The sequence below is a fragment of the Rhizobium sp. NPDC090279 genome (assembly GCF_044769665.1).
GTDB lineage: Bacteria > Pseudomonadota > Alphaproteobacteria > Rhizobiales > Rhizobiaceae > Rhizobium.
In genome coordinates this window covers 170,562-190,503 of the sequence record NZ_JBIVYI010000001.1, presented here as the reverse complement: position 1 = coordinate 190,503, position 19,942 = coordinate 170,562, and the positions used below count along the sequence as shown (strand labels likewise).

At 60.9% G+C, this 19,942-nt stretch carries 19 protein-coding genes and 1 pseudogene; 15 read left to right on the top strand and 5 right to left on the bottom strand.

Features of this window, described 5'->3' with window-relative positions; translation table 11 throughout:
* Nucleotides 1–10: 10 nt before the first annotated feature.
* The 4 genes from ACIQWP_RS00880 to paaG form a co-directional block, all read right to left on the bottom strand.
* Nucleotides 11–607, bottom strand: a complete 597-nt coding sequence (locus ACIQWP_RS00880) for a TetR/AcrR family transcriptional regulator (protein WP_402780921.1) — start codon at nt 605–607, stop codon at nt 11–13.
* Between the two features lie 102 nt (nt 608–709).
* The gene (gene paaK, locus ACIQWP_RS00875; RefSeq protein WP_402780918.1) at nt 710–2,020 is read right to left on the bottom strand and encodes a phenylacetate--CoA ligase PaaK; all 1,311 of its coding nucleotides are present in this window, start codon (nt 2,018–2,020) and stop codon (nt 710–712) included.
* A 44-nt stretch (nt 2,021–2,064) separates the two neighbouring features.
* Nucleotides 2,065–2,508 carry a hydroxyphenylacetyl-CoA thioesterase PaaI gene (paaI, locus tag ACIQWP_RS00870; RefSeq protein ID WP_402780915.1) on the bottom strand — a complete coding sequence of 148 codons (444 nt, stop codon included), beginning with the start codon at nt 2,506–2,508 and terminating at the stop codon, nt 2,065–2,067.
* Nucleotides 2,505–3,293: a 2-(1,2-epoxy-1,2-dihydrophenyl)acetyl-CoA isomerase PaaG gene (gene paaG, locus ACIQWP_RS00865; protein WP_402780912.1), complete on the bottom strand. Its 789-nt coding sequence runs from the start codon at nt 3,291–3,293 to the stop codon at nt 2,505–2,507. The genes paaI and paaG overlap by 4 nt, the downstream gene beginning before the upstream one ends.
* A gap of 98 nt (nt 3,294–3,391) precedes the next feature.
* Here paaG and paaN point away from each other — a divergent pair.
* The 3 genes and pseudogenes from paaN (at nt 3,392) to ACIQWP_RS00850 (ending at nt 7,988) form a co-directional block, all read left to right on the top strand.
* Nucleotides 3,392–5,051 (top strand): annotated as a pseudogene (paaN, locus tag ACIQWP_RS00860) (phenylacetic acid degradation protein PaaN).
* A gap of 49 nt (nt 5,052–5,100) precedes the next feature.
* Nucleotides 5,101–7,152 (top strand): 3-hydroxyacyl-CoA dehydrogenase NAD-binding domain-containing protein, encoded by a 2,052-nt coding sequence (locus ACIQWP_RS00855; protein ID WP_402780908.1) that lies wholly within the window; start codon nt 5,101–5,103, stop codon nt 7,150–7,152.
* 176 nt (nt 7,153–7,328) lie between these two features.
* Nucleotides 7,329–7,988 (top strand): acyl-homoserine-lactone synthase, encoded by a 660-nt coding sequence (locus ACIQWP_RS00850; protein WP_402780905.1) that lies wholly within the window; start codon nt 7,329–7,331, stop codon nt 7,986–7,988.
* Here ACIQWP_RS00850 and ACIQWP_RS00845 read toward each other — a convergent pair.
* The gene (locus ACIQWP_RS00845; protein WP_402780902.1) at nt 7,978–8,679 is read right to left on the bottom strand and encodes a LuxR family transcriptional regulator; all 702 of its coding nucleotides are present in this window, start codon (nt 8,677–8,679) and stop codon (nt 7,978–7,980) included. The two genes, ACIQWP_RS00850 and ACIQWP_RS00845, sit on opposite strands and share 11 nt — an antisense overlap.
* A gap of 753 nt (nt 8,680–9,432) precedes the next feature.
* On the opposite strand from ACIQWP_RS00845, the gene ACIQWP_RS00840 reads away from it, so the two are divergent.
* The 12 genes from ACIQWP_RS00840 to ACIQWP_RS00785 all read left to right on the top strand — a co-directional run bounded on the left by ACIQWP_RS00840 (nt 9,433) and on the right by ACIQWP_RS00785 (nt 19,920).
* On the top strand, nt 9,433–9,876 hold the full coding sequence (locus tag ACIQWP_RS00840) for a hypothetical protein (RefSeq protein WP_402780899.1): 444 nt from the start codon (nt 9,433–9,435) through the stop codon (nt 9,874–9,876).
* Nucleotides 9,873–10,301 carry a hypothetical protein gene (locus ACIQWP_RS00835; protein ID WP_402780896.1) on the top strand — a complete coding sequence of 143 codons (429 nt, stop codon included), beginning with the start codon at nt 9,873–9,875 and terminating at the stop codon, nt 10,299–10,301. Before ACIQWP_RS00840 ends, ACIQWP_RS00835 begins: the two co-directional genes overlap by 4 nt.
* A gap of 16 nt (nt 10,302–10,317) precedes the next feature.
* The gene (locus tag ACIQWP_RS00830) at nt 10,318–10,917 is read left to right on the top strand and encodes a TetR/AcrR family transcriptional regulator (protein WP_402780893.1); all 600 of its coding nucleotides are present in this window, start codon (nt 10,318–10,320) and stop codon (nt 10,915–10,917) included.
* Nucleotides 10,918–11,270: 353 nt separating this feature from the next.
* Nucleotides 11,271–12,302 carry a 2-aminoethylphosphonate ABC transporter substrate-binding protein gene (locus ACIQWP_RS00825; RefSeq protein WP_402780891.1) on the top strand — a complete coding sequence of 344 codons (1,032 nt, stop codon included), beginning with the start codon at nt 11,271–11,273 and terminating at the stop codon, nt 12,300–12,302.
* Nucleotides 12,302–13,444 carry an ABC transporter ATP-binding protein gene (locus ACIQWP_RS00820; protein ID WP_402780888.1) on the top strand — a complete coding sequence of 381 codons (1,143 nt, stop codon included), beginning with the start codon at nt 12,302–12,304 and terminating at the stop codon, nt 13,442–13,444. The genes ACIQWP_RS00825 and ACIQWP_RS00820 overlap by 1 nt, the downstream gene beginning before the upstream one ends.
* Nucleotides 13,437–14,306, top strand: a complete 870-nt coding sequence (locus ACIQWP_RS00815; RefSeq protein WP_402780885.1) for a 2-aminoethylphosphonate ABC transporter permease subunit — start codon at nt 13,437–13,439, stop codon at nt 14,304–14,306. The genes ACIQWP_RS00820 and ACIQWP_RS00815 overlap by 8 nt, the downstream gene beginning before the upstream one ends.
* Nucleotides 14,290–15,087 (top strand): ABC transporter permease subunit, encoded by a 798-nt coding sequence (locus tag ACIQWP_RS00810; RefSeq protein WP_402780882.1) that lies wholly within the window; start codon nt 14,290–14,292, stop codon nt 15,085–15,087. Before ACIQWP_RS00815 ends, ACIQWP_RS00810 begins: the two co-directional genes overlap by 17 nt.
* 105 nt (nt 15,088–15,192) lie before the next feature.
* On the top strand, nt 15,193–16,095 hold the full coding sequence (locus ACIQWP_RS00805) for a LysR family transcriptional regulator (RefSeq protein WP_402780879.1): 903 nt from the start codon (nt 15,193–15,195) through the stop codon (nt 16,093–16,095).
* A 124-nt stretch (nt 16,096–16,219) separates the two neighbouring features.
* Nucleotides 16,220–17,365: a TIGR03364 family FAD-dependent oxidoreductase gene (locus tag ACIQWP_RS00800; protein WP_402780876.1), complete on the top strand. Its 1,146-nt coding sequence runs from the start codon at nt 16,220–16,222 to the stop codon at nt 17,363–17,365.
* Between the two features lie 5 nt (nt 17,366–17,370).
* Nucleotides 17,371–18,174 carry a phosphonoacetaldehyde hydrolase gene (gene phnX / locus ACIQWP_RS00795; protein ID WP_402780873.1) on the top strand — a complete coding sequence of 268 codons (804 nt, stop codon included), beginning with the start codon at nt 17,371–17,373 and terminating at the stop codon, nt 18,172–18,174.
* A 168-nt stretch (nt 18,175–18,342) separates the two neighbouring features.
* Complete coding sequence (locus ACIQWP_RS00790) at nt 18,343–18,813, top strand: MEKHLA domain-containing protein (protein ID WP_402780870.1); 471 nt, start codon at nt 18,343–18,345, stop codon at nt 18,811–18,813.
* Between the two features lie 162 nt (nt 18,814–18,975).
* Nucleotides 18,976–19,920: a LysR family transcriptional regulator gene (locus tag ACIQWP_RS00785; RefSeq protein ID WP_402780867.1), complete on the top strand. Its 945-nt coding sequence runs from the start codon at nt 18,976–18,978 to the stop codon at nt 19,918–19,920.
* The last annotated feature ends 22 nt before the right edge of the window (nt 19,921–19,942 follow it).

Below are 19,942 nucleotides of genomic sequence, written 5' to 3'. Positions count from 1 at the left end.
CACCCGCGCCTCAGCGCACGGCCTTGACGCCTTCAAGGATGAGGGTGGTGGCGATGTCGGCATATTCGTCGCGCGAGATCGGCCCATTGGGCCGAAACCACATATAGACCCAGTTCATCATGCCGAAGAGCGACATGGTGACGGGCATCAGCAACGGCTTGTCCTTGTTGAGATCCGGGTTGAGGTCCTCGATGACGCCGGAGAAGCGTTTGACGATCCGCCGCTCGATCGTCCGCAGCTCGGAAAGCTGCTCTTGCGACAGGGCATGCGTGCCGTTGAGCTGAACCTGGTGCTCGTTATCGGCGCCTTCATAGTTTTTCAACACGGCTTTCACGAGCAGGCGCAGCCGTTCCTGCGGCGCCACGTCGGTACGATCAGTGGCGGCAATCGCGCTTTCCAGCTCCATCAAGTGCGTTTGCACTATGTCGAAGATCAGCGCATCGCGGCCGGGATAGTAGTGATAGAGCAAGGCTTTCGAGACATTGCTGTGCGAAGCGATCATCGACATGGAGGCCTTCTCCATGCCCATCTCGGCGAATACCGCTGCTGCGCTCGCCAAAATACCACGCTGCTTTTCTTCGAAGTCAACTGCGCGTGTGCGTGCCATGTGGTCCTGCTCTGCTCATTCCCGTCGATCGTGGCTGCCTGGTGCGGCCAGTCTCCCTATATACCGTCAAATCCTTGCCAGGCTATCCTGCTGAATGGCCAATCATTCCTTTGGGCGGTTGTCTACGACGCGCTTTGCCTTGCCCTCGGAGCGAGCGACACCACCTGGCGGATGCACGGCGATCTTCGTCGTGACCCCGACCACGCTCTTGATATGGTGGGTAAGTTCCTTTGCCGAAACGCCGCGCGCGGTTTCGTCGGCCGCCTCCAGTGTGCATTCGACATGAACGGTCATGCTGTCCATCCGGCCGAAGCGCGTCAGCTCGATCTGGAAGTGCGGCGCGAGCCCGCGGCATTTCAGGATCTGTTCCTCGATCTGGGTCGGGAAGACGTTCACGCCGCGCAGGATCATCATGTCGTCGGATCGGCCGGTCACCTTTTCCATCCGGCGCATGGCGCGCGCCGTGCCCGGCAGCAGCCGCGTCAGGTCTCGCGTGCGGTAGCGGATGATCGGCAGGCCTTCCTTGGTCAGCGTGGTGAAGACCAGCTCGCCGAGCTCGCCGTCCGGCAACACCGCACCCGTCACCGGATCGATGACCTCAGGATAAAAATGATCTTCCCAGATATGTAGCCCGTCCTTGCTCTCGACGCATTCATTGGCGACGCCCGGCCCCATGACCTCGGACAGGCCATAGATATCGACGGCGTGCATGTCGAAGGAATGCTCGATTTCCTCGCGCATGGCATTGGTCCATGGCTCGGCCCCGAAAATGCCGACGGCGAGCGAGCTTTCGCGCGGATCGAGGCCCTGACGGCGGAATTCGTCGAGGATCGAAAGCATGTAGGAGGGGGTAACCATGATGATGCGTGGCTTGAAATCCTGCATCAGCGTGACCTGCCGCTCCGTCATGCCGCCGGAGATCGGCACGACGGTGCATCCGAGCTTTTCAGCACCGTAATGGGCGCCGAGGCCGCCGGTGAAAAGTCCATAGCCATAAGCGACATGCACCAGATCGCCAGCGCGCCCGCCGGCGGCGCGGATCGAGCGCGCGACGACGGTCGCCCACGTGTCGATATCCTTGGCTGTGTAGCCGACGACGGTCGGCTTGCCTGTGGTGCCGGAGGAGGCGTGGATGCGGGCAAGCTTTTCGCGCGGGACAGCGAACATGCCGAAGGGATAGGTGTCGCGCAGGTCCTTCTTCGTGGTGAAGGGGAATTTGGCGAGGTCCGATAATGTCTTGAGGTCGGAGGGATGCACGCCCGCTTCATCGAAGCGCTGTCGATAGAAGGGCGAATTCCCATAGGCATGCGTGAGCGACCACTTCATGCGCTCGAGCTGCAGCGCGGAAATCTCGTCGCGAGAGGCTGTCTCGATCGCTTCAAGTTCTCCGGCGCGCGGGGAAAGGTTTTCCATGAATGTCTCCTCCAAGAATGCGAAATGCTAGCTGTATGTGAAACCTAATCCGGCAGAAGCGTACCCTTGACCGTTCGCGAGTGGCCGCGGAACTCCGCGATCTGCTCGCCCTCCTGATTGGTAATCGCGATGTCGTAGATGCCGCCTCGTCCGCGACGCGATACTTCCCGTGCCGTTGCGGTCAGCCGGTCGCCCTTGAAGGCCGGCGCGATGTAGGTCACCGAACAGTGCTGTCCGACTGTGCGCTGGTTGTAGGTGTTGCAGGCGAATGCGAAGGCCGAGTCGGCCAGCGTGAACATATAGCCGCCGTGGCAGTTGCCATGACCGTTCGTCATCGTCTCGGCAACTGTCATCGAGATTGTCGCCTCGCCGGGTGCCACGGAGAGTAGCTCCATGCCGAGATGGCGGCTGGCATTGTCTTCGTCCCACATGGCTTTTGCGCAGGCTTCCGCAAGTGCCTGCGGAGAAAGGTTTTCGGCTATGCTCATCGTCCCTTGAACTCCGGCTTGCGCTTTTCGAGGAAGGCGGTGACACCCTCGGCATAGTCGGCGCTGCGGCCGGCCTCGCGCTGCAGGTCGCGTTCGAGATCGAGCTGCTCGTCGAGCGAGTTGGTTGCTGCCGCCTGAATGGCGCGCTTCGTCAGGCCGAGCCCCTTGGTCGGGCCGGCAGCAAGCCGGACGGCAAGCGTTGTTGCCTCATCCATCAGCTTGTCATCGTCTATCGCGCGCCAGATCAAGCCCCAGCTGGCCGCCGTTTCCGCATCCAGAGGTTCTGCTGTCAGCGCCAGCGCCTTGGCGCGCGCCTCGCCGATGAGCCGCGGCAGGTTCCAGGTGCCGCCGGAATCCGGCACGAGGCCGATTTTCGCGAAGGCCTGGATGAATCGGGCTGAGCGGGCGGCAAGCGTGATGTCGCAGGCAAAGGCGATATTGGCGCCGGCGCCGGCGGCCACGCCGTTGACCGCGCAGACGATAGGTTTTTCCAGGCTGCGGATGAGGCGCAGCAGCGGGTTGTAGAAGGTCTCGATCGTATGCCCGAGATCAGGCGCGCCCTTGCGCGGATCGCGATCGCCGAGATCCTGACCGGCCGAGAAGCCGCGGCCGGCGCCGGTCAAAAGGACCGCGCGGACATCGCTATCCTTGTGCGCGCGTTCGAAACCGGCGCGCAATGCAAGATGCATTTCCTCGTTGAAGGAATTGAGTTTGTCTGGTCGATTGAGCGTGAGGCTCAAGACGCCATCGGCAAGTGCCGACAGAATGGTGCCGGAATCGGACATGTATCCTCCCTGTCACCTTTCCCGCTGGTGACGATAAAAAAGTCTTGCATAAACCGACCGGTCAGTCAATTATAAAACAACGACCGGGAGGAATGAAGATGACAGCACTTTTCGAGCGCCATCGTCCAACGCTGCAAGCCGCTCTGGAAGCGGCGGCCAAGCGCGATTATTGGTCCGCCTATTCTGAAACTCCAAGCGGTAAGATCTATGGCGAAACGGCTAAGGATGACGGTCTTGCCGCCTATGAGGCGCGTTGCGGCAAGCTCTTCGTCATGCCTGGCCACCCATCGCAGCATACGGTCGGCGCGGAAGTCTCGCCTTTTGGCCCTTCGCTCGGCATCAGCTACCCCGCTGCGTCCGTCGATACGCTTGTTTCGGCCTCCCAAGCCGCTGCCGGGCGGTGGGCATCAGCGCCCATAGAAGTGCGGATTGGCATCTGCCTGGAAATCCTTGCCCGCCTCAATGCGCGCAGCTTCGAGATGGCGAATGCCGTCATGCATACGACGGGGCAGGGCTTCGCCATGGCATTTCAGGCCGGCGGTCCGCATGCGCAGGATCGCGGCCTTGAAGCGGTCGCCTATGCCTATGCCGAAATTACCCGCACGCCAGCCAAGGCGATCTGGACGAAGCCGCAAGGCAGGAGTGAACCGATCATCCTGGAAAAGCACTGGCGCATCGTGCCGCGCGGGATTTCACTTGTGATCGGTTGCAATACCTTTCCCACCTGGAACAGCTATCCGGGTTTGTTCGCCAGCCTTGCGACCGGTAATAGCGTCATCGTCAAGCCGCATCCGGCGGCAATCCTGCCGCTTGCCATCACGGTCGAGATCGCCAGACAGGTGCTGGCCGAGCAAGGCTTCGATGCCAATGCGGTCCTGCTTGCCGCCGATGCGACCGGTTCCGAGATCACCAAGGAGCTCGTCCGCCATCCGGCTGTCGCCATCATCGACTACACGGGTTCCTATAGCTTCGGCGCCTGGGTGCGCGCCAATGCCGGCGACGCCGACGTCTACACCGAAGAGGCCGGCGTCAATTCGATCGTCATCGGCGCCACCGACAATTTTGCCGGCATGTGCGGCAATATCGCCTTTTCGCTGTCGCTTTATAGCGGCCAGATGTGTACCGCACCGCAGGATATTTTCGTGCCTCGCTCGGGTATCGAAACGGATGAAGGCCGCAAGAGCTTCGATGACGTCGCCGCCGGCATCGCCGCTGCCGTCGACGACTTGCTTTCCGATCCGGCTCGCGCCGCTGGCGTTTGCGGCGCGATCGCCAATCCGGCCTCGCTCGACCGTGTGGCCAAGGCGCGCGCTTGGCCGCATCGTCCGCGATTCCGCGCCGATTGCGGGACAGAGTGAGGCACGCACGGCGACGCCACTTATCATCGCAGTCGATGCTGTTGATGAGCAAGTCTATGGCGAGGAACGCTTCGGACCCATAGTGTTTGTCGTGGCGGTGAACGATGTCGCTGACGGAGTGAGCCGGGCAGCCGAACTCGCCGAAAGAAAGGGCGCGATCACGGCAGCGCTCTACGACACCGACGAGACGAGCCTCCTGACCGCCGTGGATCGCTTCGCGGTGGCGGGTGTCAATCTCTCGGTCAATCTGACCGGTGGCATCTACGTGAACCAAAGCGCCGCCTTCAGCGATTTCCACGTGACCGGCGCAAACCCGGCGGGTAATGCGAGCCTGACGGATGCGGCCTTCGTCGCCAACCGCTTTCGCATCGTTATGTGGCGCCGCCCCGTCGCGGCGTGAACCCGCTGCCTGATTGCGAACGACATCGCCCATTGAGGACCGTGAGATCATGACCGTCACCATCACGCAAGAAGGCGCAATCGCCGTCGTTACCGTCGACAATCCGCCCGTCAACGCCCTTTCGCAGGCATTGGTCGAGGCCGTTTCCACGATCGATGCCGATGAGCGCGTGAGGGCCGTCGTCCTCATCTGTGCCGGACGCACCTTCATCGCCGGGGCTGATGTCGGTGAATTCGGCAAGCCGCCTGTTCCTCCGCATCTTCCCGATGTCGTCGCGAGCATCGAGGGTGCAGCCAAGCCCTGGGTAGCGGCAATCCACGGCAGCGCGCTCGGCGGTGGTCTCGAAGTGGCACTCGGTTGCGCCTATCGCGTAGCCGTTGCGTCGGCGAGCCTCGGCCTGCCGGAGGTGAAGCTCGGTATCATTCCCGGCGCCGGCGGCACGGTTCGCCTGCCAAGGTTGATCGGCGCCTCGGCTGCCGTCGATCTGGTGATGAATGGCAGCCCGATCGATGCGCGGAAGGCAGAGGTTCTCGGTCTCGTCGATACCGTGGTCGAGGGTGATCTGCTGCAGGCCGGCATCACGTTTGCGCGCGAAGTCGCTGACAAGCCGAGACCGCAGCCGATCTCCGAGCGCAGCGTTCCGTCTATCGAGGATGGTTTCTGGGAGCGCGTGGAAAAGACCGTCGCCGCCAAGGCAAAACGGGAGATTGCGCCGCTTCGCGCGCTTGCTTGCATTCGCCGCGCAAGTGAGACGGATCTTGCGCGTGCGATGGCCTTCGAGCGCGAGACGTTTCTCGAGCTGCGCGGCTCGGCACAAGCGGCTGCACTGCGTCATGTCTTCTTCGCCGAGCGGGCCGCACCTCGACCGCCGGAACTTGCCGGTGCAACGCCGCGCAATATTCGTTCCGCTGCCGTTGTCGGCGGCGGCACTATGGGCGCCGGCATCGCCGCCGCTCTCAGGGATGCCGGCCTGCCGGTCGTTCTTGCCGAGCGTGATGCAGCAGCCGTCGAGCGGGGACTTGCCAATATTCGCCAGATATTCGATGGCTCCGTAAAGCGGGGCCGCATCTCGCCCGAGACCGTAGCCGAACGGATGGCTGGCGTTGTCGGCACTGAAGACTATGGTTTGCTCGCTGATACGGATCTCGTCATAGAGACGGTTTTCGAGGATCTCGCCGTCAAGCGCGCCGTCTTCGCCAGATTAGCGGAGGTCTGCCGCGCGGATGCGGTGCTGGCAACGAACACATCCTATCTCGATCCGGAGGAGATCAGCCAGGGGCTTGTGCAGCCGGAGCGCTTTCTCGGATTGCATTTCTTCAGCCCCGCCCATGTCATGAAGCTTCTGGAGATCGTGCCGTCGAGGCAGACGGCGCCGGATGTGCTGGCGGCAGGCTTTGCGCTTGCCCGTCTGCTCGGGAAAATCCCGGTGCGCGCCGGCATCTGCGATGGCTTTATCGGCAACCGCATCCTGAAGGTGATGCGGGCGCAGGCGGAACGGTTGCTGCTCTCCGGCGCCACGCCCACCGCCGTCGATGCCGCCATGCGTGCCTTCGGCCTGCCGATGGGGCCTTTCGAGGTGCAGGATCTCGGCGGGCTCGATATCGCTGCTTTCCAGCGCAAGGCCGCGCGTGAGCGCGGCGAGACGCCATTTGCGCCCGTCGCCGATCGGCTTTGCGCCATGGGGCGCTTCGGCCAGAAATCGAACGGCGGCTGGTATGACTATCAGCCCGGTGAGCGCACAGCGCAGCCGTCCGATATCGTTACCTCCGTCATTGCTGAAGAGGCGGCGGGGCGTCCGCGGACGACCTGGGACGAGGCGTCGATTGCCGATGCCATCATTCTGCCGATGGTGAACGAGGCGACGCTGATCCTCGACGAAGGCATTGCCGTCCGCGCCGCCGATATCGACCTCGTCAAGATCCATGGATATGGCTTCCCGCGCTGGCGCGGTGGCCCGATGCATTATGCGCAAGCGCGCGGCCTTGCCGACGTCGTCGCCGTTCTGGACCGGCTTTCGGCATCGGGCCTTGCCAATCCGCCTTGTGCGGCCCTGCGTCGCGCGGCGGACGATGGCGGCTTCAAGTCGCTCGAAGGGCGATAGTCAACCGAAATTCCGCAAGCTCCTGTAGGCCTATGAGAGAGGGCTTCGGGAGATTTTTGCTCTGCTCCGTGTTCCTCGATTCTAACAGGCGGAGGAGGGCACGCAATCTGGTGGAATCGATATATTGAAGCATGGCTCCAAGATGTTTTGTTAAGGCAAAATTTGGAGAAGCTCTCATGCTACAGATATTGACACGACGAGACCGCACTACGGCGTCCTCGTATTTCACTCAGATGTTCCGCGCTCGCGCGCTCGTCTTCCGGGATCGAATGGGGTGGGACGTTACCGTCGAAGGTGGTTTGGAAATCGACCGCTTCGATGACGAGCACGATCCCATCTACCTGGCCGTGAAGGAAGAAGACGACGAGCTTACAGGCTCGCTGCGGCTGCTGCCGACGACGAGCGAGACGATGCTTTCGAGCGAATTCCAGCATTTTTTCAACGAGGATCTCGATATTTGCAGCCCTTCGATCTGGGAGTGCACTCGATTTTGCGTGCATCCTCCGGTTCAAGACGGACGCGCCTCGTCGCAAACAGCCGCCGTCGAGCTCCTTTCCGGCCTTTGCCGTCTGAGCTTGAAGTCAGGCATTGAGCACATCATGGGCGTTTATGATGCGTCTATGATGGGGGTCTACCGTAAGATCGGATGGACGCCGACGCCGCTCGCCCGCTCGCGGCCGGAGATCGGCAACCTCTATGTCGGTCTTTGGGAGGTGAGCGAGGAATCCGATCAGCGGCTCGAGCAGCGGCTGAAAACAATGCGCGGCAAGGATGACAAGGCACCCACCTTGCAATTCGCATCGTCGCTGCCCGGCAATATTCAGTTCAGCTTTTGATAAGCTCGAGCGAGATCGCTTTCGCAATGGCCTGATTTGTGGTGCTGACATGAAGCTTGCGGCGGCTGGAGCTGAGATACAGGCGCACGGCGCTTTCGGAAATTCCGAGAATGGATGTGATCTGCTTCGGAAGCAGGCCTCGCGCCAGCAACCCGAGGCACTCGGTCTCCCGCTTCGAAAGCCGGCGCGCGACGCCCTGTTCTCGTAGCCCGGACACGATCAACGACTGTTCGTGGAGATAATAGGCGATCACCTGCAGGTCGCCTATTATGCTGTTTCGCAATTGCTCCCAGTCCCCGCTATTCAGATTTGAGGTAACGGTAAACAGCGATCGTTCGCCATGGGGCCCTCGAACGACCAAGGTCAGGCCATAGCGCCCGACATCAAAGGTTTCGGCTTCGCGGAAGAACGAGACGCTTTGCGGCGACTTCAGGTCGAGAGACGACCAGTCGAAGGGTAGAAACCCGTTGCGTCCGGCTTGAACAACGGGATCAATCGCGAAGTAATCGTGAGCGATATATGTCTCCACCCATTCCGGCGGGTAGGTCAGCAACAGAAGCGGGTTTTGCTGCGGCAGCGCGGCGATCTGCGTCACATGAAAGACCGCGTTTGCCAGACCGTACAAAGAGCAGAATTTGAATAAAAACTGGCGCAATTCATCGGTGTCATTCGCCTGAGCTATCTCAGACAAGCAATGAGATTGGCGTGATCCTGTCAACATAGACTCACCATAGAATCCGAGGTGAAAGTGGTGCTTGAGCCACGAACAGCACGATTGCGATCGCTTTTGATCCTAAAGACTGTTCCTGGGCGCTCCGGCTGCACGCACCACTATTCAGAAGCCAACTTTTCGAGGGCATGATTAGCATTGTAAGATTGTCGAAAACATAGTCACTGCCAATCACACAAGGGTTGTGTTGATGCATCCTTTGATACACGCAGAGGATACAGGCTCACTATCCCTCATGTGTGCCTATATGCGGCAGAGACATGCCGTGGCAACCTCTAAGCGAGCGGGCAGAGATCTGCGATCTATAATGACGACGATTGTTCCAGAAGGCTTTTCCTGGGGTGATCTCCACCCTCGAAAGCGTCCTGCCATGGGCGTGCCGTCCCATTGAGACCGAGCCCGTGTCGCACGTCTACGCCATCCCTGCAGATAGCTGACCCGATTCCAGCGAACGGTCGAGCACTCTGCGGTGTGGCAAAGATTATCGCCTGAGGCTGCGGCGATCATGTTGGCCAGAAGTTCGGCCAAGGGCGGGACCGACGACATCAAGCTCGATTGCAATGCGCTCTTTACAAGTGACCGACGGTCAGTCATAAACCGAATGGTCATTGTCGAAGTTTGGAGACATCCGAATGGCCGCTCGTATTGATGGGTCGGAAACGGCAGTGCGAGGCGGTGCCATTTCTGCCTTATCGCATCGGAGGATAACCAATCATGATCCGGCATGACCTCACCCACTGGCCGCTCGTGCTTTCCGCCGCTCGCGGTGCGATGTCGCTCGACGAGCAGCTGGCCTTCTTCTCGGACTGGAACGCCTGGCTTGATCGCGGCGAATCCTTTTCGACATTGCGTGTCTTTACGGATGCCGATGCGCTCAAGCGGCCGGAGGGCGGCGCAAAGGAGGCAAAGGTATGGCTTCAGGCCAATGGCGAGCGTATCAGGCAGCTCGTCATCGGCATGGCAACCGTGGTGCCGTCTGAAGCTCTTGAGGACATGAGCCGTATGAACGCCGAGAAGTTGTTCGGGGTTCCCGCGCAAATGTTCGATGATGTGAACGAGGCAGCGATGTGGCTTGCTTCCCTTGAGGCAACACAGGGAAGGCCGTTGGACGTCGGGAGGGCGCTGCGCGGCTTGACGGCTTTGCGCGGGCTGTCATGAGCGCGCATATGCAGATGTTGCCGGAGTGCGACGAGACGCATTGGCCACTGGCCATATTGGTCGCGGAAACGGCGCTCGATGCGGACGGCGTGCGCGCGGGTCTGGATACCGTCGAGCGCTGGCTGAGGCGCGAACAGCCCTTTGCCCTCCTCGTGGTTGCTGCTTGCGAAATCGCGTTTCAGAGCGATGCGGCCATGCTGTCGATGATGACGCAGCGCATCGATCTCGTTCGTGCCGCGCTTCATCGATCGCTTCTCGGGATCGCCGTCGTCGCCCCCGCTTCGACTGTCGATGCCGCACGGCGAAGTCTGGCTCGTCTTCCACTTGATATGCCGCTAGAAGTGTTCGAGACGGGCTCGCTTGCGGTAAGGTGGCTGTGCGCATCCGCCCTCTCTCCGGCGGGTCTCGTCGTCGACAGCCTATGAATAGCGAGGAGAACCCGTGACCGCTACAGACCGTCAGCGTCCGCGTACCAAGCCGCCGGAAGTGCGCCGCGAGGAATTGATGGACGCCGCACAGCGACTGTTTCTGGAGAAGGGTTTCGGCGCGACCAGTGTTGCGGAGATCGTCGATGCCGCGGATGTCGCCAAGGGCACCTTCTACCTCTATTTCCAGACCAAGGATGATGTCCTGGCCGCCTTGAAGGTCCGCTTCGTCGAGCGCTTTTGCGAAACGATCGAGATTGCGACAACCGCCGCCGCCTCCCGCGACTGGATGGAGAGGCTTGATGTCTGGATGCAAGCCTGTGTCGTTGCCTATCTCGATGATGTCACGCTCCACGACCTGGTTTTCCAACAGTTTCACCCCGCCAAGCGCAGCATGAAGCGTGCCAATCCCATCGTCAGCCGCCTTGCGTCTTTTCTGCTCGAAGGCCACGCCGCCGGCGCGTTCTCGTTCGCCGATGCCCGGCTGACGGCCGTCATGCTGTTCAACGCCATGCACGGTGCCGTGGATGAGTGTCTGGCCGACGGCCCTGAAGTCGATCGGCAGAAGCTGATTTCAGCGGTCACGAATTTCTGTCGGCGCGCTGTCAACTCGTAAGCCGAAAGAGTAGGCGGCGTCATGAAGGCGTTTGCTTCGGCCTCGGACGACGGTGAAGTCATGGCTGATCCGGCCGCTCGATCACCTCTCTCGTGAAATAGCGCCTATCGGGACTCCATCGTGACGGGCGCGCTCCGGTTGGCATCGGCTGCAATCATCGAAGTCCCGTCCGACGATGAGGAGTGGTCCCACATCCAACCATTTGAAGAAATAAGGTTTCCTTATCAAAATTATAGGCAATACCTATTGTCATATAAATGAAATAGTTTTTAGCTATGAATTTGTTCGCGCCGTTCCATATTAGCCCGCCTCCGATGCTGGCTGGGGTCAGGTCATTGAGCAAAGGAAAGATCATGAAAACGAAATCCATTTTTGTGCTTGCGGGCCTGCTGGCCTCTGTTGCCATGCCTGCCATGGCCGCCGACAATGTTGTCACCATCTACAGCGCCGACGGCCTTCATGACGGCACGCCGAGCTGGTATGGCAACGAGTTCGACGCCTTCACCAAGGCGACCGGCATCAAGGTTCAGTATGTCGAGGCAGGTTCGAGCGGCGTCGTCGACCGGCTGTCGAAGGAAAAGTCCAACACGCAGGCCGACGTTCTCGTCACGCTGCCGCCCTTCGTGCAGAAGGCTGCAAGCGAGGGCTTGCTTGAAGCCTATGCGCCCAAGGGCGCCGACAAGATCGAAGCGCGTGACAAGGACCCGAAGGGCTTCTACGTCGCCATGATCAACAACTATCCGAACTTCATCTACAACAGCTCGGTATTGAAGACGCCGCCAGCGACCTACCAGGACCTGCTCGACTCCAAGTTCAAGCAGAAGATCCAGTATTCCACGCCCGGTCAGGCCGGTGACGGCACCGCCCTGATGCTGCAGGCGTTCCACGCCTTCGGCGGCAAGGATGCCGGCCTCGATTATCTCAAGAAGCTGCAGGTCAACAATCTCGGCCCGTCCGCCTCGACCGGCAAGCTCACCGCGCTCGTGAACAAGGGCGAGCTTTACGTCGCCAATGGCGATCTGCAGATGAACCTCGCGCAGCAGGCCGACAATCCGAACATCAAGATCTTCTTCCCCGCCGGCCCGGATGGCAAGAAGACGGCCTTCCCGCTGCCCTATTACGTCGCTCTCGTCTCCAGCGCGCCGCACTCGGAAAACGGCAAGAAGCTGATCGACTTCCTGTTGAGCGAAGATGCCCAGAAGGATGTCAGCTCCGTCGCTCAGGGCCTGCCTGTTCGTACCGACGTTCATCCGACGGATGAAAACTTCAAGAAGCTGCATGCCATCATGGAAGGCATCGAAATCTGGACGCCGGATTGGAACAAGGTGCTTGCCGACCTGAAGCAGGACGTCGACGCCTACGGCAAGGCGATCGCGAGCAACTGATGGCGATGGCGAACACCAAGCCATCCGAGAGCGGGCGGCCGACGGAAACGTCGGCCGCGTCAGCCAAGCGGATCGCCTTCGAGAATGTGTCCGTTGCCTATAACGGGCTGACCGTTCTCGATTCGCTGAACCTGACCGTCAATCCGGGCGAGATCGTCGCCCTGATCGGCCCGTCCGGATCGGGAAAGACGACGGCGCTGCGCGCCGTGGCCGGTTTCGTTCGCCCGTCGGGCGGTCGCATCGTGATCGGCGACCGCGACGTCACCAATCTCGCGCCCTATGACCGCGATATCGGCATGGTGGTGCAGAACTACGCGCTCTTTCCGCACATGCGGGTCGAGGAAAATGTCGCCTTCGGGCTGCGGGCTCGCCGCACGCCGGAAGAGATCATTCGTGCCCGCGTCCCCGAAGCGCTTTCCATGGTCGGCATGGCGACCTATGCCAAGCGCTATCCGCGCGAGCTTTCCGGCGGTCAGCAGCAGCGCGTTGCGATCGCCCGGGCCATCGCCATCCGTCCGCAGGTACTGCTGCTCGACGAGCCGCTATCGGCGCTCGATGCGCAGATCCGTCGTTCGATGGTCGATGAGCTCGCCAGGCTGCATCGCGAACTGCCGTCCCTGACCGTGCTCTATGTCACCCACGACCAATCCGAGGCGCTGACGCTTGCCAACCATATCGGCATCATGCGCGACGGAAAGCTCAGGGCTTTCGGCGATGCCCAGTCGCTGTTTCGCTATCCACCGAACCGCTTCTCCGCGGAATTTCTCGGCCGAGCCAATCTCCTCGAGGTCAAGGGCGTGCAGCCACTTGACGATCAACGGGCGCAGGTGAGCTTCGGGGATCAGGTGCTGGTCGCGCGCAACCATCATCGTCTGCCGATGGGGAGCGATTGCCTGTTGTGCGCCAGGCCGCATGATTTCCGCCTCGATGCGCCCGAAGGCGATAGCAATCGGTTGACCGGCATTGTGCGCAGCGTGCAATGGCAGGGCGACACTCATAATGTCACCCTCGATATAGCCGGGCAGGAAGTCCGTATGTCCTCGGCGCCGATGAGCATCCCGCCCGTGCCCGGCGCGATGCTGACGCTTCATTTCAACCCGGCCGATGTGACCCTGGTGCCGGAGGATGGCCGTCATGGCTGACGTTGCCGTCGGAATGATAGACCGGAAACCACGCTGGGATCGCCTCTGGACTGTACCGCCGCTGCTCATCCTGGCGATATTGTTCTTCTATCCGCTGGGGCTGATCGCCCGACAGTCGCTCGGCGATCCGGGCACGCTGTCGTTGGCGGCATTTGCAGAGGTGCTGTCGTCCCGCGAGTTCCATGACGGGCTTCAGCACACCATCGTCATCGCGCTTGGCTCGACGGCGGGATGCCTCGTGCTCGGCTTCATCTTTTCGCTCGTGATCGCCTTCGTGCCTTTTCCCGGGGCAAAGTTCTGCGGGCGGTTGATCGATACCTTCATCGCCCTGCCGACCTTCCTGGTGACGCTCGCCTTCACCTTCATTTACGGCTCTGCCGGTCTCCTCAACGAAGGCCTGATGCGGCTGATGCAGGTGGATCTGCCACCGGTCGACTTCCTCTATTCGCAATGGGGCGTCATCCTGGCGGAAACGACCGTCTATACGCCTTTCGTCATGCGGCCGCTGCTTGCGACATTCTCGCAGATCGATCAGGCGCAGATCGAGGTTGCGAGCAGCCTTGGGGCCAAGCCCTGGCGCATCGTGCGGCAGGTTATCCTGCCGGCCGCAATGCCGGCCTTGATCGCCGGCGGCAGTCTCTGTTTGCTGCTGACGGTCAACGAATTCGGCATCGTGCTGTTCATCGGCGCCAAGGGTGTGATCACTTTGCCCGTGCTCATCTACGCCAAGGCGATCCAGGAGTTCGATTACACCACGGCCTGCGTCATCGCTGTCGTCAATGTCGTGCTGTCGCTCGGTCTTTACAGTCTCTATCGGGCCGTCATCGCCCATTTCGGAGGCAATCGTGCTGATATGGTCTAAGTCCGGCCGGCTTCTGGTCTGGGCATTTGTCGTGCCGCTCTTTGCCATCGTCTATGGCCTGCCGATCGCGGTCATCGCGCTCGCAAGCATAAGCGGCCAGTGGAATGATATCCTGCCGAGCAAGCTGACATTGATGCACTACGCCAATGCCTTTCGCAGCGACTCCTTCGACAGTCTGAAGGCAAGCATCATCACCGGAGCGATCGCCAGCGTCGCGGCACTCGTCAGCGGCACCTGGGCCGCATTGGCCCTGCGCAAGATGAAGCCCTTGCGCAAGCGCGCGCTCGATCTGATCTTCTTCGTTCCGAGCGCGGTCCCATCCGTCTCCATCGGATTGGGTCTGCTGGTCGCCTTCAGCCAGCCGCCGCTGTTGCTGAACGGGACGCGGATGATCGTGCTGATCGCGCATTTCGTGCTCATCTCCGCCTTCACCTACGGCAATGTCTCGGCCGGCCTTGCGCGTCTGCCGATTGAATGCGAGCAGATCGCCGAGAGCCTAGGCGCGCGTCCGTTCTACCGACTGCGCCGCGTGACGCTGCCGTTGCTGATGCCTTATCTCGTTGCGGCCTTCAGCCTCAGCTTTGCAATGTCGATGGGCGAACTGGGTGCGACTGTCATGGTCTATCCTCCGGGCTGGGTCACCTTGCCCGTCAATATTTTCGCGCTTTCCGACCGCGGAGCCATCTTTGATGCCGCAACATTGACGATGATCCTCGGGGTGGCGACGCTGATCGTGCTGTGGGGGTTGTCGCGGCTTTCCAACAGGTCTGTCCTGCGCTGACGTCATGTATCGGAAAGCTTCGAACCGAAAGCCAGTTGCCTCGTCGGGATGCGCGACTTATTGAAACGGGCAGCTGTGCGATTTCTGAAGGTGGGGCTGTCCGGAATGCCGTCTGTAACGCTTGCGCAAATGAAAGCCGTCGAAGCACTGGCGCGCACGGGGAAATTTTCCCGTGCCGCCGAGGACCTGGGTATCAGCCAGCCCTCGGTTTCGACGCAGATCCAGTCGTTCGAGGAATTGTGCCGCACCCGCGTCTTCATTCGCGATGGCCACAATGTCAGCGTCGCGCCCTCGGCAGTCGATCTGATCGCCAAGATCCGGATCACGCTGAAATGCCTGAGCGAGGTCGACCGCGCGATCACCGATACGACGTCGTTGAACACAGGTACGATTTCGATCGGCTTCAGCGCGCATCGCCTGATCATGCCGATCCTGACAGCCTTCGTCCGGGAATATCCATCCCTGCGGCTGACGACGCGGGGCGGGCCCTCGCTCGATCTTGCCGATGCCGTGCTGCGCGGCGAGCTTGATGTTGCGGCCATCTCGCAGGTCGCGCCTGACAGCCGTTTCTCGTCGCTGAGACTGCATGAATCCCGCGTCGCGATCTATGGCCGCAAGGGTGACCCGATGCTGGCGAAAGGTCGGCTGACGCTCGCCGATCTCGATGGGCGCGACATGGTGCTCTGGAACAAGGCGTCCGGTACGCGCACGCTGCTGGAAGATGCCGCCGGCAAGCAGGGCGTCCGGCTGAAGCCGGTGCTCGAAGTGGCAACGCTCGATGTCGCCTATGCCGCAGCAGCGGCCGGCATAGGGCTGGCGATCTCCATCGAAGGCGAGGTTCCGCCTGACGATCATATCGAGGTCGTGCCATTGGTCGAGCCGGAATTGGCGATCAGTCACTACCTCGTCACTTTGCCGGAATGCCGCGACCACGCCGCCATCCAGGCCTTTTTCAATGTAGCGAAAGAGCATGCGCTCGAAGTCGACGGCGGGCTGCCTTCAACTTGAATCCAAAATTATAGGTAAATCATATAATTTTTGAGAATTTATAATTCTGTCATATAATTTTGCTAGTGTTTGCCTTATAGACTGGCGGCCAAGGTTCGAGGCTGGTCGAGGAAAGGAAGAGGCGATGGCGAAAGCGTATGATCTTGCGGTTGTTGGTGCGGGCATTGTCGGCATCGGCGTGGCGCTGGCTGCTGCGCGTCAGGGCAAGAAAGTCGTCGTCATCGAGCGCAACGCCAGGGCGGTCGGTGCCTCGATCCGCAATTTCGGCTTCGTCACCATCAGCGGGCAGAAGGCGGGAGCCCATTGGCAGCGGGCCATGCGCGCCCGTGACGTCTGGGCCGAGATCGTCGATGAGGCTGATATCGCGATCATCCATCATGGGCTAGTGATGCCGGCTCGGCGTCCCGAGGCTGGTGTCGTGGCGGAGGCCTTTCTGAAGACGCCGATGGGTGAAAAGTGCCGCCTGATGACGAAGGCGGAGGCAAGCGATCTCGTGCCGAGCCTGCGTCTGGATGGCGTCGAGACCGTGCTCTACAGCCCGCACGAGCTGCGGGTCGAATCCTCCGAAGCGCTGCCGAAGCTCGCCGCCTGGCTCGAGGCGCGGCACAAGGTCGATTTTCGCTGGAACACCGCGGTTCGCGCCATCGACGGCACGCGGATCGAGACCAGCCACGGCACCATCGAGGCGGACGCTGTCGTCGTCTGCCCCGGCGACGATTTCTCGACGCTCTTCCCCGACGTCATCGCCAAGCATCCCCTCACGATCTGCACATTGCAGATGCTGCGGGTCGCGCCTGCCCAGCCGAGCCGGTTCGGAGCCGCCGTCATGTCGGATATGAGCCTTGCCCGTTACGAAGGCTTTGCCGATCTGCCGGAGGCACAAGCACTCAAGAGGCGGCTTGATGTGGAAGAGGCCGAAAGCCGCGCGGCTGGTATTCATCTGATCGCCGTCCAGTCGGCCGACGGTTCGCTCGTCGTTGGCGACAGTCACGTCTATGGCAATGCGCAGCAGCCGTTCGCCAGCGAGCGCTTCGACCGGCTGATCCTCGACGAGTTCGATCGCGTGTTCGACCTTCCGGGCCGCACCGTCGTCAATCGTTGGATCGGCACCTACGCCTCATCGAAGGAGCGCACCGTGCTGGTAGAGCGGCCCGCCGATCACGTCCGCCTCGTCATGGTGACGGGCGGAACGGGCGCATCGACCGGCTTCGCTCTCGGCGAACAGGTCATCGACGACCTCTATGCTTCAACATCTCGGACTTGGGAGTGAAACCAGTGAACCAATTAAGAGCCGTTGTCTTCGATTGGGCGGGGACGGTCATCGATTTCGGGTCCTTCGCGCCGATGGGCGTATTCGTCGAAGCCTTCAACCGCTTCGGCATCGAGGTCACTATTGCCGAGGCGCGTGAGCCGATGGGCCGGCCAAAGTGGGACCATATCGACGCCATGTTGAAGCAGCCGCGCATTCGCGAGCTTTGGACGGCTCGTCACGGCAAGGCGCCGACGGCAGCCGATGTCGACGCGATCTACGAGGTTTTCGTGCCGATGAACGAGGAGGTGGTGCATAAATTCGCCGATCTCGTACCCGGTACCACCGAAGTTGTTGGATCGCTCCGTCAGCGCGGAATGAAGATCGGCTCGACGACGGGTTATACCCGCTCGATCATGGAGCGTGTCCTGCCGCTTGCCAAGGCACAGGGTTATGAGGTCGATAATCTCGTCTGCGCTGGCGATCTGCCGCATGGCCGCCCGACGCCGATGAACATGTACAAATGCTTCCTCGATCTCGAGGTCTGGCCGGCGCATGCCGTGGTCAAGGTCGATGATACCGGCGTCGGCATCGACGAAGGTGTTGCCGCCGGCTGCTGGACGGTCGGCGTTGCTTTGAGCGGCAACGAGGCAGGGCTGACCGCACAGGAGATCGCCGTCATGGCGCCGGACGAACTTGTCAAGGTGCGCGAGCGTGCAGCCGGCGTGCTGAAGACGCAAGGCGCACATTACATCATCGATACGGTCGCCGATCTGCTGCCCGTCATCGACGACATCGAGCGTCGCCTGGCGGCCGGCGAGCGGCCGTAATTTGGTTGGTGTCCAGTGCTTCCGTCATTCGCCTGCCCCGGAAACTGTGGCTTCCCGGGCAGGTTGATGATAGGTATTCGCGTCTTCCCGCTCGCCCTGCTTTTGATCTCGACCGCAATTTGCTAGGTATCGCTCCCGTCGATGCCCAGAATGGCGGGAAGAGAAGAGATGACTGATAGACCCGAAAGCAATGCCGTCGATTTATCGGCTGACGAAGCCTTCTTTGAGCTTCTGACCGGTAGTTTTCATCGCATTGTCGGCGCTCCTCTCGTCAATCCGGAGGCGGGGCCGGATTGGCTCTACAACGAAGCGCCCTTCGTGGTCGTCGCCCACAACAGGGATGCCGATCCGCGTTTCGTCTACGCCAACAAGGCCGCCCAGGATTGTTTCGAATATCCATGGGGCGAATTCATAACGCTGCCCTCGCGACTTTCGGCGGAGCTTCCTGACCGTGCGGAGCGCCAGCGACTGCTGGACGCGGTAACGCGCAACGGTTTCATCTCCGATTATCGAGGCCTGAGAATTGCAAAATCCGGCCGGCGTTTCTGGATCGAGGACGGCATTGTCTGGCAGCTCGTGGATCTTGACGGGAATTTGCGCGGGCAGGCGGCAACATTTTCCAGATGGAAGGATGCATAGCGGCAAGACAGGAACGAGCGGTTCTTCGCTGTCTTCTCGCGGCTGACGGAGCGGATATCCGGCATTCAGGCGGCTTTTCCGCGGCTTGCACTCCGGAAAAGTGCTTGATCCATAGAGCGTTATATTTCAAGAAATATAACGCTCTATGGATTGGAGATAACCGTGCTGATCAGACATCTTTCCTTCTTCGTGACGCTGGCGGAGGAGAAGCATTTCGCAAGGGCCGCTGAGCTCTGCCATGTGACGCAGCCGACCTTGTCGGCAGCAATTCGCAAGCTTGAGGATGATCTCCGCGTCACGCTCATTGCGCGCGGAAATCGCTACATAGGTCTTACCTCGGAGGGCGAGCGCGTTCTCGAATGGGGCCGGCAGATCCTGTTCGATTACGAGAGCCTGCAGGGGGACATTGCCGGAACGAAAAAAGGACTGCTGGGCACGCTGCGGCTCGGCGTTGTTCCGGCGGCCATGCCCTCGGTCTCCTTCCTCTCCGAGCGTTTCGCAGCGGCGCATCCGGAGGCAACGATCGAAATCAAGTCGATGACCTCGCGTGCGATCCAGCATGGGCTCGATGCCTTCGAAATCGACGGTGGTCTCACCTATCTGGAAAACGAGCCGCTGGAGCATGTGCAGCGGCTGCCGCTCTATCATGAGAGATATGTCTTCGTCTGCCGATCCGACCACCCGCTTGCAGGCCGCCGCCGGCTCACCTGGGCGGAGGCTGCAGTCCAGCCGCTATGCCTGCTGAGCGAGGACATGCAGAACCGCCGCATCCTCAATGGCATTGCGGCTTCGGCCGGTTTGCGGATCACGCCCTCCGTGGTCAGCAATTCCTTTCTGGCCGTCTGCTCGCATATTCGCAATGGTCTTTGGAGCAGCATCGTGCCGCATACGTTCTTCTATATCCTCGGCGACAGGACCGACCTCGTTTCCATCGAGCTCATCGATCCGCAGCACCGGCAGGCTCTGGGATTGGTCACCTCCGATCGCTCACCGCAGTCGCCGATGACGAGAGCCTTGGTAAAGTCCTTGCAGGGGGCCAATTTCGACGACGATTTCGAGCGTCAGATGACTGTGGCGCTGCCATCGACATCCTCTATCATGCGGTAGAAAGCATTCATTTGCCGCCGGC